This window comes from Streptomyces sp. NPDC049541, assembly GCF_044465725.1.
Lineage (GTDB): Bacteria > Actinomycetota > Actinomycetes > Streptomycetales > Streptomycetaceae > Streptomyces.
The window spans coordinates 1,291,486-1,316,244 of record NZ_JBITLY010000001.1; the positions used below are offsets into that span (position 1 = coordinate 1,291,486).

Here is a 24,759-nt window from a genome sequence, read left to right on the forward strand (position 1 = left end):
GAGGTACGGCGGTCGCGTCGTGGCCGGTCCTCCGGGGCGAGGTGTCGGCGCCTCCAGCCCCCGGAACGGGCCCTCCGGCCGATGGCCGTGCGGGCTTGTTCGCGGCGGTCTGCTGTGCCTGGTCGGGGCGTGGAGGTACGGCGGTCGCGTCGTGGCCGGTCCTCCGGGGCGAGGTGTCGGCGCCTCCAGCCCCCGGAACGGGCCCTCCGGCCGATGGCCGTGCGGGCTCGTTCGCGACGGCCCGCAGGTGCTGCGCCTGCTCGGGGCGTGTCGCATCGCTGCCGGCCGTGCGGGGCGGGCCGTCGGTGTTTCCCGGTGGCAGAAGGGGCAGGCCGTCGGTGTTTCCCGGTGCCAGAAGGGGCAGGCCGTCGGTGTTTCCCGGTGCCAGAGGAGGTGCCTCGATGGACGGCCGTGGGAACTCCTTCGCGACCGCCCGCAGGCGCTGTACCTCCGTGCGCCACCGTGTTGCGTAGGCGTCGACGCCGCGGCGGGCGGTGCGCAGAGCGGTGGTCAGGTCGTCGCCGTACTCGCGTGGCGGCTCCTCGGAGAGCAGTGCCACTGCTTCGGCGCCCTCGCCGGCCGTGTCCAGCAAGGCACGCCCCAGCCGCGGGTGCACCCCGAGCCGGGCCAGCGCGGCGCCCCGCTCCGTGGCCCGTCCGGCGGAGTCCACCGCCCCGATCGCCGTCAGGACGGCCCGCGCCGCCGCCATCGCACCGCCCGGCGGCGGGTCCAGCAGCGCCAGCCCGGACGCCTCCGGATCGCCCCAGCACGCCGTCTGCAGGGCGAACGCCGTCAGGTCGGCCAGCTTGATCTCCGGTGCCGGGAAACGCGGCAGACGGGCGTCCTCGGCCTCCGTCCAGCACCGGTACACCGCCCCCGGCGCCTCACGCCCGGCCCGCCCCGCCCGCTGCCGTCCGGCCGCCTGTGAGGCCCGTACGGTCGTCAGCGCGCTCAGCCCGCGCGCGTGGTCGACACGCGGCTCGCGCGCCAGCCCCGAGTCGACGACCACCCGCACACCCGGAACCGTCAGCGACGACTCGGCCACCGAGGTGGCAAGCACGACCCGGCGCCGTTCACCCGGGGTCAGCACCGCGTCCTGCACGGCGGCCGGCGCCCGACCGTGCACCTGCAGCACCTCGACGCCGCCCAGGTCCCCCAACTGCCCCGCCACGCGCGCGATCTCGCCCACGCCCGGCAGGAAGCACAGCACGTCCCCGTCCCGCTCGGCCAGCGCCCGCCGGACCGTCGACGCCACGTGTGCGAGCAGCGCCGGATCGATCCGCATGCCGTGCGGTGGCCGTACCGGACGGGCCGGCGGGGACCAGATCACCTCCACGGGGTGGGAGACGCCCTCCGCCTCGACCACCGGTGCGCCGCCCAGCAGCCGCGCCCACCCCTCGGCGTCCGTGGTCGCCGACGCGGCCACCAGCCGCAGCTCCGGCCGCAGCATCTCCCGTACGTCCCACAGGAAGGCCGCCGCGGTGTCCGCGTCCAGATGCCGCTCATGGCACTCGTCGAGCACCACCACGTCCACACCGGCCAGCTCCTGGTCGCGCTGCAGCCGCTGCAGCAGCACCCCGGTCGTCACGACCTCCACGCGGGCGCGTGGTCCGACGACCCGCTCGCCGCGCACGGTGTAGCCGACGCTCCCGCCGGCCTTCTCGCCCAGCAGCCACGCCATGCGCCGGGCAGCGGCACGGGCCGCGATACGGCGCGGTTCGGCCACGACCACGCGGCGCGCAGGCCCGTCCCCGAGCAGCCCGGCCAGCGCCAAGGGCACCAGCGTCGTCTTGCCGGTACCGGGCGGCGCCACCAGAACGGCGGTGCCGTGCCCCTCCAGCGCAGCGCTCAAGGCGGGCAGCGCACCACGTACCGGCAGCGCGTCCAAGGCGTCGTAACGGATCACGCACTCAGTCTCGTACGCACACGAAGATCGCGGTCCCCGGGATCAGGTTTCCGCGCAACGGCGACCAGCCGCCCCACTCGGAGGTGTTCCAGGCCGGCCACTCCGGCTCGACCAGGTCCACCAGCCGGAAACCCGACGCGACGACGTCCCGGACCCGGTCGCCGAGCGTCCTGTGGTGCTCGACGTAGACCGCGCGGCCCTCCTCGTCCTGCTCGACGTAGGGCGTGCGGTCGAAGTAGGAAGCGGACACGGACAGGCCCTCGGGGCCCGGCTCGTCCGGGAACGCCCAGCGGATCGGGTGGGTCACCGAGAAGACGAAACGCCCGCCCGGGCGCAGCACCCGCCGCACCTCCGTGAGGACCCGCACCGGATCGGCGACGAACGGCAGCGCCCCGTACGCCGAGCACGCCAGGTCGAAGGAGCCGTCCGCGAACGGCAGCGCGCCCGCGTCGGCACACACCAGAGGGAACGTTCCGCCGATGCGCAGCGCGTGCTGCAGCTGGCGGTGCGAGATGTCCAGGGCGACCGGGCGGGCGCCCTGGGCGGCCAGCCAGCGCGCGCACTGGGCGGCACCGGCGCCGATCTCCAGGACGTCCCTGCCCTTGAGCTCCTCCGGCGGGCCGAGCAGCTCCGCCTCCACCTCGTCGAGGCCCTCGGGACCCCACACGAAACGGTCGTCGCCGAGGAACGTGCCGTGCTCGACCTGGTACTCGTCCGCGTTCCGGTCCCACCAGCCCCGGTTGGCGCGGGCGCTCTCCGTGACGTCGGACGCGCGGCGGGTGGCCTCCGGCTCGAACGCGGAATCGGAAGATACGGGCTCTTGGATGATCGGCTCCCTCGTCGTACTCTTCCGTCACCCAGATGGCGCAGCCGGCCTCTCGACGGCGTCACGGAAGAGGTCTCTCAGGCCTGCGTGGCCTCCAGAGACAGTTCTTGTGCCGGGTATGCGGCGATCCGCCCCGGGTGTGCGCGTTCGCGCATTGACCCTGTCCGGCTGCCCCCGTATGCTACAAGTTGCGCTGCGGGCCTGCGCACCTCAGACGTAGCAGGCTGCGCTCGCATCTGTTGTATGTCCCCTCGGTTGTCGAGGCGCCATCACCAGTATCTGGATTTCCAGTTGGCTGTTGGGGCGCTTCCTTGGCTGTCCGGCTTCTTCAGAGCGATACGGGCTCCCGGCGTAGCAGTACCTACGACTTCAATGTCCGTACCGGAGCCCTTTCCCACATGACGAGCAGCACCGAGACCACCGCCACCACCCCGCAGGTTGCGGTCAACGACATCGGTAACGAGGAAGCCTTCCTCGCCGCGATCGACGAGACGATCAAGTACTTCAACGACGGCGACATCGTCGACGGCGTCATCGTGAAGGTCGACCGGGACGAGGTCCTGCTCGACATCGGTTACAAGACCGAAGGTGTCATCCCGAGCCGCGAGCTCTCGATCAAGCACGACGTCGACCCGAACGAGGTCGTCGCCGTCGGTGACGAGATCGAGGCCCTTGTTCTCCAGAAGGAGGACAAGGAAGGCCGCCTGATCCTCTCGAAGAAGCGCGCCCAGTACGAGCGTGCCTGGGGCACCATCGAGAAGATCAAGGAAGAGGACGGCATCGTCACCGGTACCGTCATCGAGGTCGTCAAGGGTGGTCTCATCCTCGACATCGGCCTCCGTGGCTTCCTGCCGGCTTCTCTCGTCGAGATGCGCCGTGTCCGCGACCTCCAGCCCTACGTGGGCAAGGAGCTCGAGGCGAAGATCATCGAGCTGGACAAGAACCGCAACAACGTGGTCCTGTCCCGCCGTGCCTGGCTGGAGCAGACCCAGTCCGAGGTCCGCCAGACGTTCCTCACGACCCTCCAGAAGGGTCAGGTCCGCTCCGGTGTGGTCTCCTCGATCGTCAACTTCGGTGCCTTCGTGGACCTGGGTGGCGTCGACGGTCTGGTCCACGTCTCCGAGCTGTCCTGGAAGCACATCGACCACCCCTCCGAGGTTGTCGAGGTCGGCCAGGAAGTCACCGTCGAGGTCCTCGACGTCGACATGGACCGCGAGCGTGTCTCCCTGTCGCTGAAGGCGACCCAGGAAGACCCGTGGCAGCAGTTCGCCCGCACGCACCAGATCGGTCAGGTCGTGCCCGGCAAGGTCACGAAGCTGGTTCCGTTCGGTGCGTTCGTCCGCGTGGACGAGGGCATCGAGGGTCTGGTCCACATCTCCGAGCTGGCCGAGCGCCACGTGGAGATCCCGGAGCAGGTCGTCCAGGTCAACGACGAGATCTTCGTCAAGGTCATCGACATCGACCTCGAGCGTCGTCGCATCAGCCTCTCGCTGAAGCAGGCCAACGAGTCCTTCGGTGCCGACCCGGCCTCGGTCGAGTTCGACCCGACCCTGTACGGCATGGCTGCCTCGTACGACGACCAGGGCAACTACATCTACCCCGAGGGCTTCGACCCCGAGACCAACGACTGGCTCGAGGGCTACGAGAAGCAGCGCGAGGAGTGGGAGCGCCAGTACGCCGAGGCGCAGACCCGCTTCGAGCAGCACCAGCAGCAGGTCATCAAGAGCCGCGAGGCCGACGCCGCCGCTGCCGCCGAGGGCGGCGAGGCTGCGGGTGCGGCTCCGGCCGCGGGCGGTGGCTCGTACTCCTCCGAGGGTGCGGACACCTCCGGTGCGCTCGCTTCCGACGAGGCGCTTGCCGCTCTCCGCGAGAAGCTGGCCGGCGGCCAGAGCTGAACGCTGGCTCGCTGAGGCTTAGCCGGTAACTGAAGGGCCGTACCTTTCGAGGTGCGGCCCTTCAGCGTTGCCCGGGGCTGTTCCTCAGCTGCGGGCCGGTGGGGGTTTCTCGCGCAGTTCCCCGCGCCCCTGAAAGCCGCTGCCCTTCCCCTGCCATGAAAAGCGCCCCCCGCCATGAAAACGCCGTAAGAGATGGCTGATCAGGCGTACCGGCGGGAATGCCCTTGCTCCAGGGGGCGTTGGAACGTACGAACACGAGGAGGAGCGGTCACTGTGCTTGATCCGCAGGGTTTGTACGCATGGGAGCCGAAGGGGCTGGCTGTCGTCGACATGGCGCTCGCCCAGGAGTCGGCCGGTCTTGTCATGCTCTACCACTTCGACGGATACATCGACGCGGGCGAGACCGGCGACCAGATCGTCGACCGGATCCTCGACTCGCAGCCCCACCAGGTCGTCGCCCGCTTCGACCACGACCGGCTCGTGGACTACCGCGCCCGCCGTCCGCTGCTGACCTTCAAGCGCGACCGGTGGACCGAGTACGAGGAGCCCACCATCGACGTGCGGCTCGTCCAGGACACCACCGGGGCGCCCTTCCTGCTGCTGTCCGGCCCCGAGCCGGACGTCGAGTGGGAGAGGTTCGCCGCGGCCGTCCAGCAGATCGTGGAGCGGCTGGGCGTGCGCCTGTCCGTGAACTTCCACGGCATTCCGATGGGCGTTCCGCACACCCGCCCCGTGGGCCTGACCCCGCACGGCAACCGCACCGACCTCGTCCCGGGCCACCGCAGCCCCTTCGACGAGGCGCAGGTCCCCGGCAGCGCCGAGTCCCTGGTCGAGTACCGCCTCATGGAGGCTGGTTTCGACGTCCTCGGGGTCGCCGCGCACGTCCCGCACTACATCGCGCGGTCCCCGTACCCGGACGCCGCCCTGACCGTCCTGGAGGCCATCACCGCGGCCACCGGCCTGGTGCTCCCCGGCATCGCGCACTCGCTGCGCACGGACGCCCACCGCACCCAGACCGAGATCGACCGGCAGATCCAGGAGGGCGACGAGGAGCTCACCACGCTCGTCTCGGGCCTGGAGAACCAGTACGACGCCGTCGCGGGCGCCGAGAGCCGGGGCAACATGCTCGCCGAGCCCGTCGACATCCCGTCGGCGGACGAGATCGGCCTCGAGTTCGAACGTTTCCTGGCCGAACGGGAAGGCGACAACTGACCTCCGGCAGTCCCGCTGTCAGTGGCAGGCCCTAAGCTTCCGCTCATGCTGACTGTGGGTCTGACCGGCGGGATCGGTGCCGGCAAGAGCGAGGTGTCGCGGCTGCTCGTCGAGTGCGGTGCCGTGCTGATCGACGCCGACCGCATCGCGCGCGAGGTCGTCGCGCCGGGGACGCCCGGGCTTGCGGCGGTCGTGGAGGCCTTCGGCGAGGAGGTGCTCGACGCCGAGGGCGGTCTCGACCGGCCGAAGCTGGGCTCGATCGTCTTCGCCGACCCCGAGAAGCTGGCCGTCCTGAACTCGATCGTGCATCCCCTGGTGGGCGCGCGCTCCCGGGAGCTCGAGGCGGCGGCCGCCGAGGACGCGGTCGTCGTCCACGACGTGCCGTTGCTCGCGGAGAACGGCCTCGCGCCGCTGTACGACCTCGTGATCGTCGTCGACGCGAGCCCCGAGACCCAGCTCGACCGGCTCGTACGGCTGCGCGGCATGACCGAGGAGGACGCACGCGCGCGCATGGCCGCGCAGGCGACCCGCGACCAGCGCAAGGAGATCGCCGACGTCCTGATCGACAACGACGTACCGCTGGAAGAGCTCCAGGCCCGGGTGAAGGAGGTCTGGGCGGACCTCGTACGCAGGGCGCAGAGGTCACCGCAGGAATAGGGCCCCCGGAACGGGGCGTTGAACCCGTCGAGTGAGGGAAGGACTCTGCCGTGCCCGAGACCAGCGGTTCCACCGGACGTACTCCGGAGACGCATGTCATCGACTTCCGTGCCGCCGAGCAGCTGCTCAACGCACGGGACCCGCGGGGCGCGGTGAAGCTGCTCGACTCCGTCATCGCCGCCCACCCGGAGAACACCGCGGCCCGGCTGCTGCGCGCGCGTGCCTTCTTCGCCGCCGCGCAACTGCGGCCCGCCGAGCTGGAGTTCACGATCGTCCTGGAGCGCGAGCCGGACAACGCGTTCGCGCACTTCGCGCTCGCCCGGACCTACCAGCGCCGGGGCGAGGCCGAGCAGGCCAAGCGCCATTTCCGGCTGGCGGCCGCGCTCGACCCCAACCCGGAGTACCTGAGGGCGGCACGGTTCGACTCCTGAGCCTCCGCTAGCGAGGCCGGCTCTCCGGTGGCCGGTACGGGGGGATGTCCCGGCCCGGCTGGTAGTGCGGGCCCTCCCGCATGTGTTTGAGGATGACGGTCATGTCGACCGTGACCACCAGCCACAGCACCCCGCACGCGGCGGCCCACCCGGGCCGGCCCACCAGAGCGAACGCGGTCGTGCCGAAGATCGCCCAGACCAGCCCCCACACGCTCAGCCAGAACCGCGCCCGCAGTGCACTGCGCGCGGTCGTAGGCTCACTGCCCGTACGCATTGGGATCATCACTCCTGTTTGCAACGTACTCTTCCGGACGGACGTTCACCAAGGGGAACGGGACTAGGGGGTCGCCGCGTGCTGCCGGATGCCGATGAGCTCGCCGAGGTGCTGCTGGACCTCGCCGTACCGCACGAGGACATCAACCAGCTCGTACGGATGGGCCGACGGGTGACGGACGACCCCGAGCTGCTGCGCGCCCTCGAGGGGTCGGTGGAGGAACTCGTCCGGGGGATGGGAGAGGTCGGCACCGCCGTCGACCTGCCCCAGCTGGACTGGGCTTCGGGGCCGCTGCAGCGCTGCTTCCCCGTGTACGTGTTCGTGGCCGCGCTGCCGTACACGCGTGCCTACCACCGTGCGCGGGGCGTTCCGGACGACGTCTCCCGGCGCACCCTCGCCGACCTCGGACGGAACATGGCCGTCCATCGCAGACGGCACCGCCGGGCGGGTGTGCAGGCGCCGTGGTGGCTCACCCACCACTTCCGGGGCGAGCTGTACCAGCTGGGCCGGCTGCAGTTCGAGCGGGCACGGCACGGGCAGCGCACCGCGCGGGTGCTCGCGGCGGCCGGCCTGGACGTGGCGCCGGGCACGCCCTGCCTGAACGTCCACATCCCGGACTACCTCGGCCCGCTGTCACCGGCGGCCTGCGAGCGCTCGCTGGCGCTGGCGACGGAGTTCTTCGCGCGGCACTACCCCGAGGAGAAGTACCGGGCCGCGCTGTGCCACTCCTGGCTGCTGGATGCGCAGTTGAAGGAGTATCTGCCGGCGGACTCCAACATCGTGCGGTTCCAGGACCGCTTCCGGGTCGCCCGCGAGGACCGGGAGCCGGCCGACAAGGAACCGGTCCAGTTCGTGTTCGGCGACCCGGAGCTGCCCGTCGAGACCCTGCCCCGGCGTACGGCGGTGGAGCGGGCGGTCGGCGACCATCTGAGGGCGGGCCGCCACTGGTACATCGGGCACGGATGGCTCCCGTTGTAGGGAATTCCACGAAAGTCCGCTGGGCGGCGATGAGTTCCCGGGCGGCGGCCGGTCTACCCCTGTGACAGCACGACGAACCGCTCACCACAGGAGAACCCCATGTCCGAGACCACCGCCCGCATCGCTTCGGCCCCCGTCGTCGCCGAGTCCGCGACCGCCCGCGGCCGGCGCGCCCGGATCGCCCTGCGCACCCTGCAGGTGCTGCTCGCCCTCTTCTACGGCATCGCGAGCGCCCTGCCCAAGCTGATCGGGAACCACTACGCGGTGGACGCCTTCGCGAAGATCGGCTGGGGCAGCACGGGCATGTACACCATCGGCGCCCTCGAACTGGCCGGTGCGGTGGCCCTGTTGATCCCGGTGCTGCAGTCGGTCGCGGCGATCGCACTGAGCGGGCTCATGGTGGGCGCGTTCGTCGTCCAGAGCACCGTCTTCGACGGCGAGAACGCCGCGACCCCGCTGATCCTGATCGTGCCGCTGGCCCTCATCGCCTGGGCCCGTCGGGGCTCCAACGGGGAACTGCTGAAGCTGGTACGACGACGGGTGTGAGGCCCGACATACGCAGGTGGCGTCCGGCCCGGGCCGGACGCCACCCCCGTATGTCAGCGTCCGCTCGGCCTCGGCTTGCCGCCCTCCATGAGCCCCCGCAGGCGTTCCATGTCGCGGCGGTCCCGCTTGGTCGGGCGGCCCGTGCCACGGTCGCGGATGCCGGCCGGGGCGGCGAAGGGCTGGCGGGGCGGCGGGGGCGGGGAGTTGTCGATGTAGCACTGGGCGGCCACGGGGGCACCCACCCGCTTGCGGATCAGCCGCTTGACGACGACGATCCGCTCCCAGCCCTCCTGCCGTACGCGCACCTCGTCGCCGATCCGCACGGTGTGCGCGGGCTTCACGCGCACCCCGTTCACCTGCACATGGCCGCCCTTGCAGGCGGCCGCGCCGACCGAACGGGTCTTGGCCAGACGTACGGCCCAGATCCAGCTGTCGATCCGCACGGTCACACCGTCCGCCGGGCCCGCGGCCTCCGCGGCGGCGATGGCGGCCGCGATCTTGGGGTCGACCGCCTCGGGTGCCGGCTGCTCGGCGGGGTCCGGCCCGCCCTTCTCCTCATCAGCTTCGGAAGCCATGCTCCCGACCTTAGCTCTCCGAAGCGGGTGAACCGACCGGCACCGGGAGGAACAGGCGCCCGACGCAGCCGCGGGTCAGCGCCCGCGTTCCACGTACTTCTTGAAGTGCTGCAGATCGGTGCGGACGATCCGCTCGATCGTGCTCGCCTGGGCGAAGCCCCGTGGGCCGCCGAAAGCCGCCCTGAGGGCGTCGGGGTCGTACTCGAGGCGGGCCTGGACCCGGGTGTGGTTCCGGTCGATCGGCTGCAGGGAGAAGGAGCCCGTCAGCTCGGGGGTGCCCATGGTGTGCCACTCCATGACGCGTTCCCCGTAGCGGTCGGAGACCTCGGCGTCGACCTCCCGGCCCCGGCCGCCGGCCTCGACGTCCAGATGTGCCCGCCCTTGCGGCTCCGCATGGGCCTCGCGGACTCCCTCCACGAAGCGTGAGTAGTTCTCCACCTGGTGGAGGCTGTCCCAGGCCTGGTCGATCGGAACTCCGACATCGACGTGTTCTTCGAGGGTGCTCATGGCCCACCTCCAGGTTCGGCTCATGGCGCGTGCCGGCGGCTATGTCGTGCCGTTCCACTCGTACGGCCCGCCGCCACGCCATTCGATCAGCTCGGGGTCGTCGACGGCCCGGTCCTCGTCGGCGGGCAGGCCCGCACGGTGCACGAAGTCCAGCACGTCGAAGAGGGTGTAGGCGGTGCCGACGCGCTTGCCGCGGATCGTCACGCGCCGTCCGCCGTCCGCCTGCGGCGCGAGCACGACGACAGGGGGTTGCACGTCCATGACTCCAGCATGGGCCGGGATCGGCGGACCCGCCGCTCGACGCCCGCCCATCCGGTGGTCATACCGTGGGGGCATGGACAGCCTGGCCGAGCTCGACGCCCGTGTCGCGGGCTGCTCCGTGTGCCCTCGGCTCGTGGAGTGGCGGAAGGAGGTCGGGCGGACGAAGCGGGCGGCCTTCCAGGACTGGACGTACTGGGCGCGCCCGGTGCCCGGCTTCGGCCCCGCCGACGCCTCGCTCCTGGTCATCGGCCTCGCGCCCGCCGCCCACGGCGGCAACCGCACCGGCCGCATGTTCACCGGCGACCGCTCCGGGGACGTGTTGTACCGGGCCATGTTCGACGTCGGCCTCGCCTCGCAGCCCACGTCGGTGACCGCGGACGACGGCCTGGAACTGCACGGCGTCCGCGTCACCGCGCCCGTGCACTGCGCCCCGCCCGAGAACAAGCCCACCCCCGGGGAGCGCGACACCTGCCGCCCCTGGCTGGTGCAGGAGCTCACGCTGCTGCGGCCGACCCTGCGCGCGGTCCTCGTGCTCGGCGCCTTCGGCTGGCAGGCCGCGCTGCCCGCGTTCACCGAGGCGGGCTGGACGGTGCCCCGGCCACGGCCCGTCTTCGCCCACGGCGCACATGTGCCGCTCGACGGCCTCGACCTCTTCGGCTGCTTCCACGTCAGCCAGCGCAACACCTTCACCGGCAAGCTCACCCCCGCGATGCTGCGGGACGTGCTGCGCAGGGCGGGGGAGGCGGCGGGACTGCCCGTGAAATGAGGGGGCGGGGACGGCCGTAGGAGCATTGCCGTGCCCGGAGAGCAGAGCGTCCTCGGTCGGGTCGGGGCCGGAATGTCCAGGGCGAAGTCAGTCGGGCATCTCGGTCTCGCCGAACAGATGCCGCACCGTCGAGCGGTAGTTGGTCCGCACATGGGCGAGGGCGTGGGCGCGGGCACGGTCCGGGTCCCCGGAGGCGATCGCCTCGTACAACTCGCGGTGTTCCACGAGGAGTTGAGGCCATTCCTCGTTCCGCCGGGTCATCCACCGCAGTCGCCCGGCGACCGGCTCCAGGGCCTCGGTCAGCAGGCTGTTGCCGGCCATCGCCACGATGCGGTCGTGCAGACGGCTGTTGACGTCCGTGATCGCTTCCGCGTCCCCCGCCTCGGTCGCGGTGGCCGCGAGGTCGAGCAGCTTCTGGACCTCGGCCAGGTCCTGCGGTGTCGCGCGGGCGGCGGCGAGCCCGGCGGCGTAGACCTCCAGGGCCTCGCGCAGTTCGAACAGCTCCTGGACGTCGTGCGGGGTGAGACGGCGTACGACCGTGCGGCGGGGCGTCTCGAAGTGGACGAACCCCTCGGTGACCAGCGCGCGGATCGCCTCGCGGACCGGCACCCGGGAGACGCCGAAACGGTCGGCCAGCTCCCGCTCGACCAGCCGGTCACCGGGGCGGAGACTGCCCGCGATGATCTCCTGCCGCAGACTCGCCAGGACCCGCTCGCGGACCGCGCCCAGGGGTTCGATCTTCGTCGTCGTGGAGCTCATGAGGCCATCTTCTCCGACACCGGGGGTGTTTTACCGAGCGTTAACAATCGCGACATCGGACGGAATGCTTGACGGCGGGACCATGTCCGCAGTTTGGTATACCAAACGGCTGCCGTCTCCACCTCCGCTCCCGTCACATGGAGGCCCCGTGTCCCTGGCCGACCGCGCCGAAGCCACCGGCGCACCAGTGTTCGTCCCCGATCCCCGGCTCACCAACGAAGACCTCGCACCCGCCGAGAAGCGGAACTGGAAGGTCTTCGACCTCTTCGCCATGTGGATGTCCGACGTCCACAACCTCGGCAACTACACCTTCGCCGCCGGACTGCTGGTCCTCGGAATGAACGTGTGGCAGGTCTTCACCTCCCTGCTCGTCGGCTTCGTCCTCATCTACATCGGCATGAACTGGATGGGGAAGATCGGCCAGCGCCACGGCGTGCCCTTCCCGGTCGTCAGCCGCATCAGCTTCGGCGTCTGGGGCGCCAACATCCCGGCCCTCATCCGGGCCGTGATCGCCATCATGTGGTACGGCATCCAGACCTACCTCGCCTCCGTCGCCGTCAACGTGATGCTGCTGGCCGCCTGGCCCGGTCTGGAGTCCTGGACGCACCACTCCTTCCTGGGGCTCAACGCCCTTGGCTGGGTGTCGTTCCTGTCGCTCTGGCTGGTCCAGGCGCTGATCATCAGTCAGGGCATGGAGTCCGTACGCAAGTTCCAGGACTTCTGCGGCCCGGCGATCTGGCTCGTCATGATCGCGCTGGCGGTCTGGGTCCTGTCCAAGGCCGACTGGAGCATCTCGCTCACCTCCACCCCGCACCCGGTCTCCACCGGTGAGCAGTGGCGTCAGTGGTTCGGTGCGATCGGCCTGATCCTCGCCACCTACGGCACGCTGATGCTCAACTTCTGCGACTTCTCCCGCTTCGCGCCCGACTACAAGACGGTCCGCCGCGGCAACTTCTGGGGCCTGCCCATCAACTCCACGGCCTTCGTGGTCGTGTCGGTGATCGTCACGGCCGGCTCGCTGAAGGTGTTCGGCCAGGCGATCACGGACCCCGCGGAGCTGGTGGCGAAGGTGGGCAACACCTGGGTGCTGGTCGTGGCCGCGTTCACCTTCGCCGTCGCCACCATGGGCGTCAACATCGTCGCCAACTTCGTCTCACCGGCGTACGACCTGGCCAACGTCTGGCCGCAGAAGATCACCTTCAAGCTCGGCGGCATGATCAGCACGGTGGCGGCCCTGGTCGTGACCCCGTGGAACCTCTTCTCCAACCCCACGGTCGTCAACTACTTCCTGGGTGGCCTCGGCGCCTTCCTCGGCCCGCTGTTCGGCGTGATCATGGTCGACTACTACCTCGTCAAGCGCGGCCGCGTCGACGTGGACGAGCTCTTCGACGCCCGCCCCGGCTCCCGCTACTACTACCGCAAGGGCGTCAACCCCAAGGCCCTGTGGGCGTTTCTGCCCTCGGCGGCGGTCGCGGCGGTGCTCGCCCTGGTGAAGACCTTCAGTGACGTCGCCCCGTACTCCTGGTTCATCGGCACGGCCCTGGCCGCCGGCCTGTACCTGGTGATCTGCCGGTCCGAGCGCGCCACCGGGCCGACTCCTGTGGAGGTCTGACGGACGTGCGGATCGTCGTCACCAACTGCAACACCACGCAGGAGATGACCGAGGAGATCGTACGAGGTGCCCGGGCCGCCGCAGGCCCGGGCACCACCGTGCTCGGCCTGACCCCCGCGTGGGGTCCGGAGTCGGCGGAGGGCTGGCTCGACAGCTACCTGTCGGCCACGGCCGTCATCGACCTGCTGCGCACCTACGAGGGCCCGTCGTACGACGCCGTCGTGATGGCCGGCTTCGGGGAGCACGGGCGGGAAGGCGTACGGGAGTTGGTGGACGTACCGGTCGTCGACATCACGGAGGCCGCGGCCCATCTGGCCTGCCTGCTGGGGCGCCGGTACGGGGTCGTGACCACGCTGGAGCGCTCCTGCGGCCAGATCGAGGACAGCCTGGAGTTGGCGGGGGTCGGGCGCAACTGCGCCGCCGTCGTCGGGACCGGCCTGGGAGTGCTCGACCTGGGCGACGCTGACCGCACGGAGGCCGCTTTCCTGACGGCTGCCGAACGGGCGCGGGATGCCGGGGCCGAGGTCCTGGTGCTCGGGTGCGCCGGGATGACCGGACTGCAGCGGGTGGTGGGGGAGAAGCTCGGGCTACCGGTGGTGGACGGGGTCGGGGCGGCCGTCAAACTGGCGGAGTCACTGGTGGCGTTGGAGCTGACGACCAGCCGGTCGGGCAGCTATGCGAAGCCGGTGCCGAAGAGGCGAACGTGGGGGGCGCCGGCCGAACTCGCGATCAACGTCCCCGACAATGAGCGCCATGAACCTTCCTGACGGACTCGTCCCGGTCGCCGACGGACTCCACCTGTGGTCCCCGGGCCACGCGGGAACCTGGGGCTTCGCGAACTGCCTGCTCATCACCTCCGGCGAGCAGGCCGCCCTGGTCGACACCCCCTACGACCGGCCGATGACCGAGGCCCTGCTCGCCGCGGCCCGCCCGGTCCTGCCGACGGGTGCGGCCGCCGTGACGACGATCGTCAACACCCATGTCAACGGCGACCACACCTTCGGCAACGGCTGCTTCCCGGGCGCCGAGATCATCGCCACGAAGGCGAGCGCGGAACACCTCTGCCGCGAACCCTCCCCGCAGCAGATGCACTTCCTCACCCACCAGACCCCCGCCGACCAGCCGCTGGGCTGGTACGCGCGCGAGCACTTCGGCCGTTATGCGTACGAGGGCGTGGAGGCCGTCCCGCCCACCACCACCTTCTCCGGCCGGTACACCCTGAACGTGGGCGACATCGAGGCCGAACTGATCGAGGTGGGCCCCGCGCACTCGGCCGGTGACCTGATGGTCCACCTGCCCGGGCAGCGGGTCGTGTGCGCGGGGGACGTCCTGTTCGCAGGGGACCACCCCGTCCACTGGGACGGCCCGCTCGCCCGGGTCGCCGCGGCCTGCGAGACGATCCTGGCCCTGCAGCCCGAGGTGGTGATTCCCGGCCACGGACCGGTGATGAGCGCCGAGGACGTCCGCGGTCACGTCACCTACCTGCGGGAACTGGAAGCCCTCGTGCACGCCCGCCACGCGGCTGGCGTCCCGGCGGGCGAGGCCGCCGCGGACATCCTCGCCGCCGGCTTCCACGACCACCTGGGCCTGCGCGAACGGATCGTGATCCTCACGGCGGTCGAATACCGGCACCTCGACGGCGACACCGGAGAGGTGGACGTGGTGGGGCTCGCGGCGCAGGCGGCGGCCTGGGCCTACCGGGACTACGGTCCCGGGAAGCCCTGAACACCGAGGCGTTCAGGGGCGTTCAGGGGCGCCACACGTACTGCACGTCCGGCTCGCGCTCCTCGTTCCCGCTGCCGTCCGTGTACTCGACGGCGACGAAGCCGTGCCGCTCGTAGAACCGGTGGGCCGGCTTGTTGACCTGGAAGGTCCACAGGCGGAGCCCGCCGGGACTGCGCTCCTTGGCGAGCGCGACGAAACGGTCACCGATACCGCGCCCACGCCAGTCGGGACGCAGATACAGCTGGGAGAGCTCGTCGTCGTGGAGCACCATCACACCGACGATGCCGCCCTCCGCTCCGGCGTCCGCGACCCAGGTCTCGCGCAGGGGTACGACGACGTCCCGGAAGTAGGTGCGCACCTCGTCGGCTGAGCGGGGGCTGACGACCGTGGGCAGGGCGGCGGCGAAGGAGGTCAGCCAGACGTCGGCCGCGGCCGCTGCGTCGGGGCCCGGGGCGGCTCGGCGGAGAGTGGGGGGAGCGGCTTCGGAAGGCACGTGTGATCCCGTCAGTCGTTGAGGGTGAGGTCGTGGTGATGGGCGCCGTAGTAGTCGACCTGGCGCGCCATGATGTCCCGCATGGAGGTGCCCCGCGGGACGCCGTAGAGCGTGCCGGGGAAGTCCAACTCCTGCTGCACGGCCCAGAGTTGGTCGTGCTCACCGGGTGCGAACAGCCGAGCGGTGGGCGTCCCGGCCGCGATCCAGCCGATGGGCAGGACGGTGCCGGGCGGCAGCACCGAGTTGACGTGCAGCACGCTGTTGATCCGCAACTCGCAGCCGGCGCCCGCTACGGCCCCCGGGAAGACGGAGGCCCCGGTGGCGACGAACACCTCGTCCTCGATGGTCGCCCCGTTGACATGGGCGTGCGGTCCGACGAGCACGGCATCACCGATGAAGGCGGGGTGCCCGGCCCGCCCGCGCACCAGCGCGTTCTCCATGACGACGACGTCCGAGCCGACGCGGACCTCCCCGTCCTCGGCGGTGAGCACGGCGCCGTGCAGCACCCTGGCCCGCTCGCCGAGGGTCACGGCACCGCACAGGACAGCCGTCGGGGCGACATACGCGGAATCGGGGACGACGGGACGCCGCCCGCGATGCTCGATCAACATGCGACCCCTTACGAAACGTGGGAAACCTCGGGAACCACGGCGGTGGCTGTAATCTCCACCAGTTGCCCCGTGTACCCCAGACACGCCACGCCGATCAGTGTCGACGAGTGCGGCCCGACACTGAGCCCGGACGCCTCGACGACGTCCCAGACGGCGGAGAGCACGGCGGTCTCACTGCTGACGACGTACACCTCGGTTGCCACGACATGCGCCAGATCGCTGCCGACCGCGTGCAGTTGCTCCTCGAGGTTCGCCAGCACCTGCTCGGCCTGCCGCACCGGATCGCCCTCCCCGACCAGCTTCCCCTCGGCGTCGAGGGGGACGGAGCCGGCGAGGAAGGCGAGCTCGGTGCCGGCCTCGACGACGGAGGCATGGGAGTAGCGGGGCGGCGGGAAGAGGGAAGGGACGGTGACTCGTCGGATCACGACGCGGCTCCTTGGCTGGGCGGCGGACAACTCACCGATGGTCCGGCCCGGCCGCCGGCAGCGCATCCGAATTTCCCTCCGCCCAGCCCGGGTCGCCGCTAGTTCCGGTACCGGAACACGATCCGGCCGCGCGTCAGGTCATACGGCGGCAGCTCCACCAGCACCCGGTCCTCCAGCAGGATCCTGATGTAGTTCTTGCGGATCTTGCCGCTGATGTGCGCGAGCACCTGGTGGCCGTTGTCGAGCTCCACGGTGAACATGGCGCTGCGCAGGCACTCGACGACCTTGCCCTCGACCTCGATGACGTTCTTGTTCCTCGTCATCGCACCAGCTCCAGGTTGCTGCTCCCCGGCCGGGCGCCGATGCCCTCGAACAGCGCAGAGGCCGCCCGGTTGGACTCCTGGACCTCGGCCCAGCCGTGGCGAACCCGGAGTGGTGCGCCGTCCCCAGCACGTGGGCGAGCAGCGCCCGCGCGATGCCGCGGCGCTGTTCACCGGCCCGCACGGCGACCAGCCCGATGCGCGGCCGGATCACCGTCACCGCCCGGACCAGCCCCAGGTAGCGGTCCGCCGCCGCGGCCACCGCGTACTTCGACGGATCGACGATGGTGTCGTCAGCGGAGCGGCGAACGACCTCCGCGGGCATCGAGTGCCATCCGACACTCGCCTCGACCTCGGCACGGATCGCGCGGTCCGCCGCCCGCAGCAGGCCCTCGTCCGCCCGACCGGCGGGCACGATCGTCACGCCCTCAGGCGGCAGGACCGCTTCGAGCCCCGTGACCTGCGGGTCGGTCGGCACGGCGTACTCCCACTCGCGGCGCCGGACCGTGAAACCGGCCCGTCGCCAGCCGGCCGTCAGCTCGACGTCGGCTTCGTCGACCACCGTGTACAGCGGCGCCGGAAGTTCCGCGAGCATCGCCTCGGCGAGCCGGTCGAAGGTGGCCTCGTGCCAGGCGTCGATGCTGACGAACAGGCGTCCGTCGGGCCGGTGCTCCGCATGCCCGCGGCCGACCACCAGGTCGTCGTCCAGTGCATGCCATTGCCGGTCCGCGACGCGCGTGATCACCACAGCGTTCTCGCCCGGGCCGGATGTGAAAGGCTTTGTGTTCATCGGAGTCTCCCTCCAGGAGTGCCTCGAACTCAGGCGCTCCTGGCGACACCGAACGTCAGCCGCCGGACCGTGACGGGTTGAGGGAGCACCCACGGGTAACTGCGTTCACGGGGCTCACCTCCATACGACGACTTCACGGTCCATCAGGAACGTAGCAGTGGGGCTCGGCCTCGCTCAAACCATTTCCGAGCGCTCGCCGTTCGGCTCCGTCTCCGGAACGTGCAGCACCGCCGTTCCCTTCCGGTGAGCGAGGCGTTCGAGGGTCCAGGTCGGGTGCTGCTGCAGCCAACGGGCGACTATGGCCTGCTCATCGGCGCGATCGTGGTCGTCGAGGAGGACCGCCGCTCCGGGGAGGAGAGCGTCGGCCAGCAGGGGTACGGCCGGGTAGCGGGCGAGCGGTGCGGACCATCCGGGAGGGCCGTCCACGAACAGCAGGCCGCAACCCCTCAGCTCGCGCCAGGCCGCCTCGCCGTACCAGGGCCAGGTCTCGCCCCGGATGGTGAACTGCTCCAGCGGAGCGAGCCGTACCTCGGCGAAGTCACCGAGACCCAGGCGGTGGAGCTCCTGCGCGGTCTGCTTGTGATAGCCGGGATCGTGTTCCAGGCTCACCACCCGGCCCGGTACGCCGAAGGTGCGCAGGGCGGTCGCGAGCCACAACGTCGAGGTGCCGCTGCCCAGTTCGACGACGAGTGCGGGGCGCCGCGACCGTATCTGCTCCACGAGGTACAGCAGCAGATCGGGGGCCGCGGCCCAGTTGTCACCCGGCGGGATGGGGGCGGAGGGCTGGAGAGCCTGTGCCAACTGCGCCAGTACGTCTCCGTCTTCGGTCTGCATGCTGCTGTTCCCCTCCATGGTGGTCGTCGCCGTACAGGGTGAGCGTGCCGCAGGCGCTGCGGCGGCTGCGCACGCCGATGAGGTGGTGTCGGTCACGCCCTGGCAGGATGGCCGGCATGGTGGAGCTGACCAGAGACGATCAGGGGTTCCTCGACACCGTCGCCGACCGCCTCGCCGCCCTTCCCACGGTCCGGGCCGTCGCCCTCGGCGGCTCCCGCGCCCAGGGCACGCACCGTCCGGACAGCGACTGGGACCTGGCCGTCTACTACCGCGGACCGTTCGACCCGGCCGATCTGCGCACCCTCGGCTGGGAGGGCGAAGTCTCGGAGGTCGGCGGCTGGGGCGGCGGTGTCTTCAACGGCGGCGCCTGGCTGACGATCGACGGCCGGCGCGTCGACGTCCACTACCGCGATCTCGACGTCGTCGAGCACGAGTTGGCGCATGCGGAGGAAGGGCGGTTCCGGGTGGAGCCGTTGATGTTCCACCTCGCCGGGATTCCGAGCTATCTGGTCGTGGCCGAACTGGCGGTCAACCGGGTGCTTCGGGGCGAGGCGCCCCGGCCGGCCCCCGTATCCGGAGAAGCTGCGGGTCTCCGCCGCCGAGCGCTGGCGCGACACCGCCCGTTCCACGCTCGCCTACGCGAAGGCCAACCACGCTCCCCAGGGCCGCCTCACCGAGGTCGCCGGTGCCATTGCCACAGCCGCCGTACAGACCGGGCACGCGGTGCTGGCGGCACGCGGGGAGTGGGTGACGAACGAGAAGCGGTTGCTGGAGCGGGCCGGACTGCGAAGGACTGACGCAGTCCTCGAGCAACTCGCCTTCGAACCGGAGGCGTTGGTGCGGGTGATCGAGAACGCGGAGGCTCTCTTCTCATCTGCAATGCAACCCTTGATCTCTCCGGTGCAACCCTTCACCGGCGGCGAATAATCCTTCGAGATTGCGCAGTTGTCGCTGCTACCGTCCCGGACGTGGCGAAACTCAATCAGATCATCGCAGTGGAGAAGGGCATCAAGTCCAAGGCGCACCAGGACCTGACGGCCGCTCATCACGGGCTGCAGAAGCCCGCTCTGCTGGCCGGTATCTCGCGTACCTACCAGCCGAAGGACGAGGAGGGCGAGCAACTGCCGCCCGAGTCGACGCGGGTGCAGGTCCAGGCCGAGGACGTGCTGCGGGAGACCGCGGCGACCCTGACCCGGCTGTTCGACGTGACCGCCACGAAGGACTGGGCCAACTGCACGGCGCGCGCCGATGTGAAGGTGGACGGGCGGGTGCTGGTCGCCGATGTGCCGGTGTCGTACCTGCTCTTCCTCGAGAAGCAGCTTGTCGATCTCAACACCTTCGTACGGAAGCTGCCCGTGCTCGACGCCTCCGAGTCGTGGGTGCAGGACCCGTCCACGGATGCCTGGAAGACCGAGCCGGTACGGACGCTGCGGACCAAGAAGGTGCCGCGGAACCACGTCAAGGCCGAGGCGACCGAGAAGCATCCCGCTCAGGTCGAGGTCTACTACGAGGACATTCCCGTCGGGTACTGGACCACCGTGAAGTTCTCCGGCGCCCTGCCCGCCCGCCGCGTCAACGAACTCCTCGACCGCGTCGAGAAGTTGCAGCAGGCAGTGAAGTTCGCGCGTGAGGAGGCGAACGGCACCGATGTCGTCGACCAGCGGGTCGGTGACGCCGTGTTCGGCTACCTGTTCGGGTAGCCTTTGAGACTCCCCGGCCCCTTGCGGCCGGGGTGCGCGAAGAGCGCAAGCTGAAGCTGAAGCTTGTCGTGACTGCGCGGTTCCAGTGGAGGTTCGAGTCCTCCCCGCGGCATCAAGAGCAATGGGAGTGATCCCCGTGCCGCGGTAGCCCAATTGGCAGAGGCAGACCGCGATCAAACTCAGACTCTCGCTCCAGACTCAGCATTCGCCGTCGATCGCCGGATCGACCGGGCCCAGGCCCCAGCGCGTCGAAATGCTGGTTCAAGTCCAGTCCGCACAGCTCGATGTGCGGTGGTCCAAAGGCAGGACGCGACGACATAACGACTGACCTGGGTTCTCAAGCGTGCCGGCGTGTGAACATGGACGGCATCCCAGGGCCCGGGGGCAGGCTACGCCCCCGGGTCCGTCCGCGTTCCTCGGGGAATTGCGTTCGTCGCGGAATTGCGTTCATAAAGAAAGCGCCCTCCGGGCCAACCGTCACGCCCCGGAAACACAATCGTCCCGTTCGCTCCCGGAACGCGATCTACCGTGGGAACCACACCTCGCATACTCGGCCACCGTCGCCCGAAGGCACACCCCGCCCTCGTCCGTACAGGAGCCCAGCCCCCGTGACCCGTCCTGCCGCCCGCACCGGCTCTGAAACCCGTCACCTCGCGCTGCCGCCCTGGCTCGCCCACGCTCTCCGCGCCCAGCGCGGCCCCATCCCCTGGAGTGCCGTCGTGCGCGGTGCTCTTGCCGCCGGGCCGCTTCTCCTCGCCGCGGTGCTCGTCGGTCGCACCTCCCTCGGTGTCGTCGCCGCCATCGCCGCCATGCTCGCCGGGATCAACGACCGGCCCGGCAGCCGCCGCGCTTCCGTCAAACGGCTCGGCGTCCCTGCGCTCGCGGGGGCCTGTGGGCTGCTCGTCGGGACGTATGCCGGGGCGCATGTCGGAGCGGTCGTGCTCACCCTCCTGCTCACCGGTGTCGGGCTGCTGGCCGGAGGCGTCAGCGTCATCGGGCCCGTCGCCTCCGGCGCGGGGACGCAGTTGCTCGTCGCCTCCGCCATCGGGGCCGGGATGCCGGTCCCGGAGGCGGGGTGGCTGCGTGCCCTGGCCTTCCTCGCGGGCGCCGGATGGCTGCTCGCCCTGCGGCTGCTGCTCCCCACCCCCGGCGCCACCGCCGGTGACTTCCGGTTCGACGGGGAGCGGGCTGCCGTGGCGGCCGTGTACGAGGCCGTCGCGGATCTGCTCGAGGCGGCGGGGTCGAAGGACGGCATCGCGCGCCGGGCCGCGCTGACCGCGGCCCTCGACCATGCGCAGGACGCCCTCGCCGGCCCCCGGCTGCGGCGTTACGCCTCCTCCGCCGCGGAGCGACGGCTGCACGCGCAGTACGCCGCGGCCCTCCCGCTCGCCGAGGCCGCGACCGCACTCGCGTGGGCCGGGGAGGCCGTCCCCGGACGGGCGTCCGAAGGGCCCCGGCGGCTCGCGGCCGCCGTACGGGAGAACACGCACACCGGGCCGCTGCCCGCGCCCCACCGCTCGGCCCCCGCCCTTCGCGCCCTCGACGACGCGCTGCTGCATGCCGCCGACGCCTTCGACCAGGGGAAAGGGGGCGACCTGCACACCCGGCGGCGTACCGCCAAGGACCTGTTCCGTCTCGCCTTCGGGGCCGGTGGTCGGGAGTACGGGCTGCGGGTCGCCCTGTGCTTCGGGGCCGGTGCGGCCGTGGCGCAGGCCCTGCACCACGCCCGCTGGTACGGGCAGCACACGCACTGGTACTGGCTGCCGGCCACCGCCGTCTTCCTCGTCAAGCCCGACCTCGGGCCGCTGGTCTCGCGGGTGTTGTGCCGGGCGGCCGGGACGGTGCTCGGGGCTCTGGTCTTCGCCGGGTTCGCTGCCGTGCTGCCCCGGCCGGAGGGTCTCATCGCTCTCGTGGCCGTCAGCGGGGCCCTCATCCCCGTCGCCACCCGGCACTTCGCCGCGCAGACCGCCGTCGTGACGGTGCTCGTACTCGCCCTGGTGATGGTCGGCGGGGAGCCGCAGGCCTCCGCCAGCCGGATCGGTGAGACCCTGCTGGCCTGCGCGATCGTCCTCATCGTCGGGCATCTGCCGATGCCGGGGCAGCGGGGCGGGACGGTGCGGGCCCGGCTCGCCGCGGCGGGCAGCGCCGCGGACGCCTACCTCGCCCATGTTCTGCGTGAGGCCCGCGACCCCATGGCCGGACCCGACTCCCGGGCCACCCGCTGGACCCTGCGCCGCGAGGCCTACCGCACACTCGCCGAAGCCGAGACCGCCATCACCCTCGCCGCCGCCGAACTCCCCGCACTCGCCCGGCACTCGGAGGGCGCGGACGAGGTCGTCGCCGTCCTCGAACAGCTCGTCGACACCACCACCGCCTGTGCCGTGCAGCTCGACGACTCCGGGCGTCTGTCCGCCCGTCAGCGGGAGCAACTCACCGAGCTGCTGAGGCAGTTCGAGAAGGGACGCGAACGGACCGGACTTCGCCTGCCCGAGCTGCCCCTCGCCGTGTAGCACCCGCGCCGTGACCACGAGGTGAACTCACGGGCGACACACGGTAATTCGCACGACAGTTCCTGTCCCGCGACGCACACTGGTGCCTTCGTGTGCCCTCGTGTGCCTTCGTGCCCCAGTCCCAGGAGAGGTTCATGTCCCAGAGGCTCCTGCACAGACTCCCGCACCTGGTCGGTGCCACCACGGCCGCCGTCGCCCTGGCGGTGCTCGCGACCGCTCCCGCGTCCGCGGACGAACCGACCGTGTCCCAGCCCCGCGTTCTCGCCCACTTCGACCTCGCCGCAGGGCAGACCCCGGAGAACATCGCCGTCGAACCCGACGGCTCCGCCGACCTGACCTTCGCCTCCGCCCGGCAGGTCGCCCACGTCACCCGGCACGGGCACACCACGATCCGCGCGACCCTGCCCGACGAGCCGAACCCGAACACCCCCGTGCTGAAGGCCGCGACCGTCTTCGGCATCGCCCGCGCGCACGACGGCACCCTGTACGTCGACTACGCCACCGGCACCGACAAGACCGGCGTCTGGCGCATCGACCCCGACGGCAGCGCACCCCGGCAGATCGCGCAGCTGCCTGCGACCGCCCTGCCCAACGGCCTCGCCCTCGACGAGCGCCACGGCGTGCTGTACGCCGCCGACTCGGCCCAGGGCATCGTGTGGCGGGTCCCGCAGGCCGGGGGCACGCCGACCGCGTGGGCCGCGGACACCGCCCTCGACCCGGTCCCGGTCACGGGCGCCGGCTTCGGCGCCAACGGCGTCAAGGTCCACGGCGGAGCCGTATGGGTGTCCAACAGCGACCAGGGCACACTGCTGCGCATTCCCGTACGGCCGGACGGCTCCGCGGGCGCGGTCCAGACCCGGGCGACCGGACTCACCAACGTCGACGACTTCGCCTTCCCCGGACCGCACGACGACACCGTGCTCGCCGCCCTGATCGGCGTCAGCGAACTCGTCGAGGTACGCCCGGACGGCACCCACTCCGTCGTCCTCACCCAGGCGGACGGGCTGTCCAACCCCACCTCCGTGGCGGTGCGCGGCTGCACGCTCTACGTCAACAGCGCCGCGTACTTCACCGAGCAGGACCCGAACCTGCTCGTCGCCCACCTGGACCGCTGACGAGCCCGACGGCGGGGCGTGCCACTCGGGTGCGCCCCGCCGAGCCGATCACTGCCCGACCCGCACCCACACCGGCGCATGGTCCGACCCCGGCTTCCCCCGCCGGTCCGCCGGATCCGGCCCCACCGACGGCAGCCGCAGCGCCCCGTCGCCCGGCAGGCCCGTCCCCGCCGCCGTCACCCGCAGGACCAGGCGGTGGCTGACCAGGATGTGGTCGATCAGTTCGCGGCGCCCGGAGTTGATGCGGGAGTAGCGCTGCTCGGCGGGGATCAGCGGGGCCACGTCCCACAGCCGTTGCGCATCGCCCTGGTCGGGATGGTCGTAGCCCGGTGTGCCGATCTCGGAGCCGGGCGGGCCGAGCAGGATCTGCGTGGTCGCGGCCTGCACCTCGTCGTTCAGGTCGCCCAGCACCGCGACGTCCCGTTCAGGTCCGTCCCCGGCCAGCAGGGTGTCCGCCAGCGCCCGCAGGGTCGCCGCCTCGGCGGCCCGCCGGTAGAGGGCGTAGGCGCCGTAGCGGGCCCGTTCGCCCTCGTCATGGGGGAAGAAACGGTTCCCCGGATAGCTCAGCAGCTTCGACTTGAGGTGGGCCACAGCCACCCGCAGCGGACCGAAGTCCGTCACGACCTCGACCGCCAGGAAACCGCGCCCCGCCGCCGACACCTGCGCACCGGAGTCGTCCTCCTGCACCGGCCGCAGCTTCTCCGGGAACGCGTTCGTGTCGGCCACCACCTCCACCGCCGTACGGCTGAGGAAGCCGACCCGGATGCCCCGGCCGTCAGGATGCCCGGACAGCGCGACATGCCAGTCGCCGTCCAGCATGCCGACCAGGTCGTCCAACGCCTCGGGCTCGCCGACCTCCTGCACGCCGAGCAGCGCCGGGTCGAGCTCCGTGATCACGGCGGCGAGTGAGGCCAGCTTCGTCTCGTAGGCGGCCTTGTCCTTGGGCCCGAAGGGGCCGCCGGGCCGGTACAGGTTCTCCAGGTTCCAGGTGCCGAGGAGCATGCCGGGCCCCTTCCAGAAGCCGTGCGGCG

26 protein-coding genes and 2 pseudogenes are annotated in these 24,759 nt (G+C 71.1%); 14 read left to right on the top strand and 14 right to left on the bottom strand.

Annotated features, from left to right (window positions below):
- Together ACIBW9_RS05885 and ACIBW9_RS05890 are read right to left on the bottom strand one after the other, a co-directional pair.
- A partial coding sequence (locus tag ACIBW9_RS05885; protein ID WP_398951563.1) for a helicase-related protein occupies window positions 1-1,906 on the bottom strand: 1,906 nt, incomplete at its 3' end.
- Between the two features lie 4 nt (window positions 1,907-1,910).
- The gene (locus tag ACIBW9_RS05890) at window positions 1,911-2,732 is read right to left on the bottom strand and encodes a class I SAM-dependent methyltransferase (protein WP_398952125.1); all 822 of its coding nucleotides are present in this window, start codon (window positions 2,730-2,732) and stop codon (window positions 1,911-1,913) included.
- Between the two features lie 398 nt (window positions 2,733-3,130).
- Between ACIBW9_RS05890 and rpsA the strand changes: the two genes are divergently transcribed.
- From rpsA to ACIBW9_RS05910, 4 genes are all read left to right on the top strand, one after another.
- On the top strand, window positions 3,131-4,627 hold the full coding sequence (gene rpsA / locus ACIBW9_RS05895) for a 30S ribosomal protein S1 (RefSeq protein ID WP_099928071.1): 1,497 nt from the start codon (window positions 3,131-3,133) through the stop codon (window positions 4,625-4,627).
- 273 nt (window positions 4,628-4,900) lie between these two features.
- On the top strand, window positions 4,901-5,839 hold the full coding sequence (locus tag ACIBW9_RS05900; protein ID WP_099928070.1) for a PAC2 family protein: 939 nt from the start codon (window positions 4,901-4,903) through the stop codon (window positions 5,837-5,839).
- A 45-nt stretch (window positions 5,840-5,884) separates the two neighbouring features.
- Window positions 5,885-6,496, top strand: a complete 612-nt coding sequence (gene coaE / locus ACIBW9_RS05905) for a dephospho-CoA kinase (RefSeq protein ID WP_398951565.1) — start codon at window positions 5,885-5,887, stop codon at window positions 6,494-6,496.
- A 50-nt stretch (window positions 6,497-6,546) separates the two neighbouring features.
- The gene (locus ACIBW9_RS05910) at window positions 6,547-6,927 is read left to right on the top strand and encodes a tetratricopeptide repeat protein (protein ID WP_398951567.1); all 381 of its coding nucleotides are present in this window, start codon (window positions 6,547-6,549) and stop codon (window positions 6,925-6,927) included.
- Between the two features lie 7 nt (window positions 6,928-6,934).
- Here ACIBW9_RS05910 and ACIBW9_RS05915 read toward each other — a convergent pair whose 3' ends face one another.
- Window positions 6,935-7,210, bottom strand: coding sequence for a DUF6343 family protein (locus tag ACIBW9_RS05915; protein WP_398951569.1), 276 nt, complete (start codon window positions 7,208-7,210; stop codon window positions 6,935-6,937).
- Between the two features lie 69 nt (window positions 7,211-7,279).
- Between ACIBW9_RS05915 and ACIBW9_RS05920 the strand changes: the two genes are divergently transcribed.
- Both ACIBW9_RS05920 and ACIBW9_RS05925 read left to right on the top strand, forming a co-directional pair.
- Window positions 7,280-8,179: an acyltransferase domain-containing protein gene (locus ACIBW9_RS05920; protein ID WP_398951571.1), complete on the top strand. Its 900-nt coding sequence runs from the start codon at window positions 7,280-7,282 to the stop codon at window positions 8,177-8,179.
- Window positions 8,180-8,278: 99 nt separating this feature from the next.
- Window positions 8,279-8,725, top strand: a complete 447-nt coding sequence (locus ACIBW9_RS05925; protein ID WP_398951573.1) for a DoxX family protein — start codon at window positions 8,279-8,281, stop codon at window positions 8,723-8,725.
- Between the two features lie 53 nt (window positions 8,726-8,778).
- On the opposite strand, the gene ACIBW9_RS05930 is transcribed toward ACIBW9_RS05925, so the two are convergent.
- From ACIBW9_RS05930 to ACIBW9_RS05940, 3 genes are all read right to left on the bottom strand, one after another.
- Window positions 8,779-9,300: an RNA-binding S4 domain-containing protein gene (locus ACIBW9_RS05930; RefSeq protein ID WP_398951575.1), complete on the bottom strand. Its 522-nt coding sequence runs from the start codon at window positions 9,298-9,300 to the stop codon at window positions 8,779-8,781.
- A gap of 75 nt (window positions 9,301-9,375) precedes the next feature.
- The gene (locus ACIBW9_RS05935; protein WP_398951577.1) at window positions 9,376-9,807 is read right to left on the bottom strand and encodes an SRPBCC family protein; all 432 of its coding nucleotides are present in this window, start codon (window positions 9,805-9,807) and stop codon (window positions 9,376-9,378) included.
- A 39-nt stretch (window positions 9,808-9,846) separates the two neighbouring features.
- Window positions 9,847-10,068 (bottom strand): hypothetical protein, encoded by a 222-nt coding sequence (locus ACIBW9_RS05940; protein ID WP_398951579.1) that lies wholly within the window; start codon window positions 10,066-10,068, stop codon window positions 9,847-9,849.
- Between the two features lie 73 nt (window positions 10,069-10,141).
- Between ACIBW9_RS05940 and ACIBW9_RS05945 the strand changes: the two genes are divergently transcribed.
- Complete coding sequence (locus ACIBW9_RS05945) at window positions 10,142-10,834, top strand: uracil-DNA glycosylase (RefSeq protein WP_398951581.1); 693 nt, start codon at window positions 10,142-10,144, stop codon at window positions 10,832-10,834.
- A gap of 87 nt (window positions 10,835-10,921) precedes the next feature.
- On the opposite strand, the gene ACIBW9_RS05950 is transcribed toward ACIBW9_RS05945, so the two are convergent.
- On the bottom strand, window positions 10,922-11,593 hold the full coding sequence (locus tag ACIBW9_RS05950) for a GntR family transcriptional regulator (protein WP_398951583.1): 672 nt from the start codon (window positions 11,591-11,593) through the stop codon (window positions 10,922-10,924).
- A 148-nt stretch (window positions 11,594-11,741) separates the two neighbouring features.
- On the opposite strand from ACIBW9_RS05950, the gene ACIBW9_RS05955 reads away from it, so the two are divergent.
- The 3 genes from ACIBW9_RS05955 to ACIBW9_RS05965 are packed head-to-tail and all read left to right on the top strand — an operon-like array spanning window position 11,742 to window position 14,930.
- Window positions 11,742-13,205 carry an NCS1 family nucleobase:cation symporter-1 gene (locus tag ACIBW9_RS05955; RefSeq protein ID WP_398951585.1) on the top strand — a complete coding sequence of 488 codons (1,464 nt, stop codon included), beginning with the start codon at window positions 11,742-11,744 and terminating at the stop codon, window positions 13,203-13,205.
- A gap of 5 nt (window positions 13,206-13,210) precedes the next feature.
- Entirely contained in the window at window positions 13,211-13,972 is a 762-nt protein-coding gene (locus ACIBW9_RS05960; protein WP_398951587.1) for an aspartate/glutamate racemase family protein, read from the top strand.
- A complete protein-coding gene (locus ACIBW9_RS05965) occupies window positions 13,959-14,930 on the top strand; it encodes an MBL fold metallo-hydrolase (protein WP_398951589.1) in 972 nt (323 codons plus the stop codon). The genes ACIBW9_RS05960 and ACIBW9_RS05965 overlap by 14 nt, the downstream gene beginning before the upstream one ends.
- A gap of 22 nt (window positions 14,931-14,952) precedes the next feature.
- On the opposite strand, the gene ACIBW9_RS05970 is transcribed toward ACIBW9_RS05965, so the two are convergent.
- The 6 genes and pseudogenes from ACIBW9_RS05970 to ACIBW9_RS05995 all read right to left on the bottom strand — a co-directional run bounded on the left by ACIBW9_RS05970 (window position 14,953) and on the right by ACIBW9_RS05995 (window position 18,403).
- Window positions 14,953-15,423 (bottom strand): GNAT family N-acetyltransferase, encoded by a 471-nt coding sequence (locus ACIBW9_RS05970; RefSeq protein ID WP_398951591.1) that lies wholly within the window; start codon window positions 15,421-15,423, stop codon window positions 14,953-14,955.
- A gap of 11 nt (window positions 15,424-15,434) precedes the next feature.
- Window positions 15,435-16,034, bottom strand: a complete 600-nt coding sequence (locus tag ACIBW9_RS05975; RefSeq protein ID WP_398951593.1) for a gamma carbonic anhydrase family protein — start codon at window positions 16,032-16,034, stop codon at window positions 15,435-15,437.
- Between the two features lie 8 nt (window positions 16,035-16,042).
- Window positions 16,043-16,459 (bottom strand): RidA family protein, encoded by a 417-nt coding sequence (locus tag ACIBW9_RS05980; protein WP_398951595.1) that lies wholly within the window; start codon window positions 16,457-16,459, stop codon window positions 16,043-16,045.
- Window positions 16,460-16,557: 98 nt separating this feature from the next.
- Entirely contained in the window at window positions 16,558-16,782 is a 225-nt protein-coding gene (infA, locus tag ACIBW9_RS05985) for a translation initiation factor IF-1 (protein WP_398951597.1), read from the bottom strand.
- Window positions 16,779-17,569, bottom strand: a pseudogene (locus ACIBW9_RS05990) (GNAT family N-acetyltransferase). Before ACIBW9_RS05990 ends, infA begins: the two are co-directional and overlap by 4 nt.
- A gap of 174 nt (window positions 17,570-17,743) precedes the next feature.
- Window positions 17,744-18,403, bottom strand: a complete 660-nt coding sequence (locus tag ACIBW9_RS05995; RefSeq protein WP_398951599.1) for a class I SAM-dependent methyltransferase — start codon at window positions 18,401-18,403, stop codon at window positions 17,744-17,746.
- A 116-nt stretch (window positions 18,404-18,519) separates the two neighbouring features.
- Here ACIBW9_RS05995 and ACIBW9_RS06000 point away from each other — a divergent pair.
- The 4 genes and pseudogenes from ACIBW9_RS06000 to ACIBW9_RS06015 all read left to right on the top strand — a co-directional run bounded on the left by ACIBW9_RS06000 (window position 18,520) and on the right by ACIBW9_RS06015 (window position 23,728).
- A pseudogene (locus tag ACIBW9_RS06000) lies at window positions 18,520-19,330 on the top strand (nucleotidyltransferase domain-containing protein).
- Between the two features lie 41 nt (window positions 19,331-19,371).
- Complete coding sequence (locus ACIBW9_RS06005; RefSeq protein WP_344403934.1) at window positions 19,372-20,103, top strand: hypothetical protein; 732 nt, start codon at window positions 19,372-19,374, stop codon at window positions 20,101-20,103.
- Window positions 20,104-20,711: 608 nt separating this feature from the next.
- Window positions 20,712-22,613: an FUSC family protein gene (locus tag ACIBW9_RS06010; protein ID WP_398951601.1), complete on the top strand. Its 1,902-nt coding sequence runs from the start codon at window positions 20,712-20,714 to the stop codon at window positions 22,611-22,613.
- Between the two features lie 134 nt (window positions 22,614-22,747).
- A complete protein-coding gene (locus tag ACIBW9_RS06015) occupies window positions 22,748-23,728 on the top strand; it encodes a hypothetical protein (protein ID WP_398951603.1) in 981 nt (326 codons plus the stop codon).
- A gap of 48 nt (window positions 23,729-23,776) precedes the next feature.
- Here ACIBW9_RS06015 and ACIBW9_RS06020 read toward each other — a convergent pair whose 3' ends face one another.
- Complete coding sequence (locus ACIBW9_RS06020) at window positions 23,777-24,730, bottom strand: endonuclease/exonuclease/phosphatase family protein (protein ID WP_398951605.1); 954 nt, start codon at window positions 24,728-24,730, stop codon at window positions 23,777-23,779.
- Window positions 24,731-24,759: the final 29 nt, after the last annotated feature.

Excerpts from the sequence above, each read along its gene's own strand:
- rpsA (WP_099928071.1), top strand. The coding sequence starts at position 3,131 with ATGACGAGCAGCACCGAGACCACCGCCACCACCCCGCAGGTTGCGGTC.
- coaE (WP_398951565.1), top strand. The coding sequence starts at position 5,885 with ATGCTGACTGTGGGTCTGACCGGCGGGATCGGTGCCGGCAAGAGCGAG.
- ACIBW9_RS05915 (WP_398951569.1), bottom strand. The coding sequence starts at position 7,210 with ATGATCCCAATGCGTACGGGCAGTGAGCCTACGACCGCGCGCAGTGCA.
- ACIBW9_RS05925 (WP_398951573.1), top strand. The coding sequence starts at position 8,279 with ATGTCCGAGACCACCGCCCGCATCGCTTCGGCCCCCGTCGTCGCCGAG.
- ACIBW9_RS05930 (WP_398951575.1), bottom strand. The coding sequence starts at position 9,300 with ATGGCTTCCGAAGCTGATGAGGAGAAGGGCGGGCCGGACCCCGCCGAG.
- ACIBW9_RS05935 (WP_398951577.1), bottom strand. The coding sequence starts at position 9,807 with ATGAGCACCCTCGAAGAACACGTCGATGTCGGAGTTCCGATCGACCAG.
- ACIBW9_RS05940 (WP_398951579.1), bottom strand. The coding sequence starts at position 10,068 with ATGGACGTGCAACCCCCTGTCGTCGTGCTCGCGCCGCAGGCGGACGGC.
- ACIBW9_RS05945 (WP_398951581.1), top strand. The coding sequence starts at position 10,142 with ATGGACAGCCTGGCCGAGCTCGACGCCCGTGTCGCGGGCTGCTCCGTG.
- ACIBW9_RS05950 (WP_398951583.1), bottom strand. The coding sequence starts at position 11,593 with ATGAGCTCCACGACGACGAAGATCGAACCCCTGGGCGCGGTCCGCGAG.
- ACIBW9_RS05965 (WP_398951589.1), top strand. The coding sequence starts at position 13,959 with ATGAACCTTCCTGACGGACTCGTCCCGGTCGCCGACGGACTCCACCTG.
- ACIBW9_RS05975 (WP_398951593.1), bottom strand. The coding sequence starts at position 16,034 with ATGTTGATCGAGCATCGCGGGCGGCGTCCCGTCGTCCCCGATTCCGCG.
- infA (WP_398951597.1), bottom strand. The coding sequence starts at position 16,782 with ATGACGAGGAACAAGAACGTCATCGAGGTCGAGGGCAAGGTCGTCGAG.
- ACIBW9_RS05995 (WP_398951599.1), bottom strand. The coding sequence starts at position 18,403 with ATGCAGACCGAAGACGGAGACGTACTGGCGCAGTTGGCACAGGCTCTC.
- ACIBW9_RS06015 (WP_398951603.1), top strand. The coding sequence starts at position 22,748 with ATGTCCCAGAGGCTCCTGCACAGACTCCCGCACCTGGTCGGTGCCACC.
- ACIBW9_RS06020 (WP_398951605.1), bottom strand. The coding sequence starts at position 24,730 with ATGCTCCTCGGCACCTGGAACCTGGAGAACCTGTACCGGCCCGGCGGC.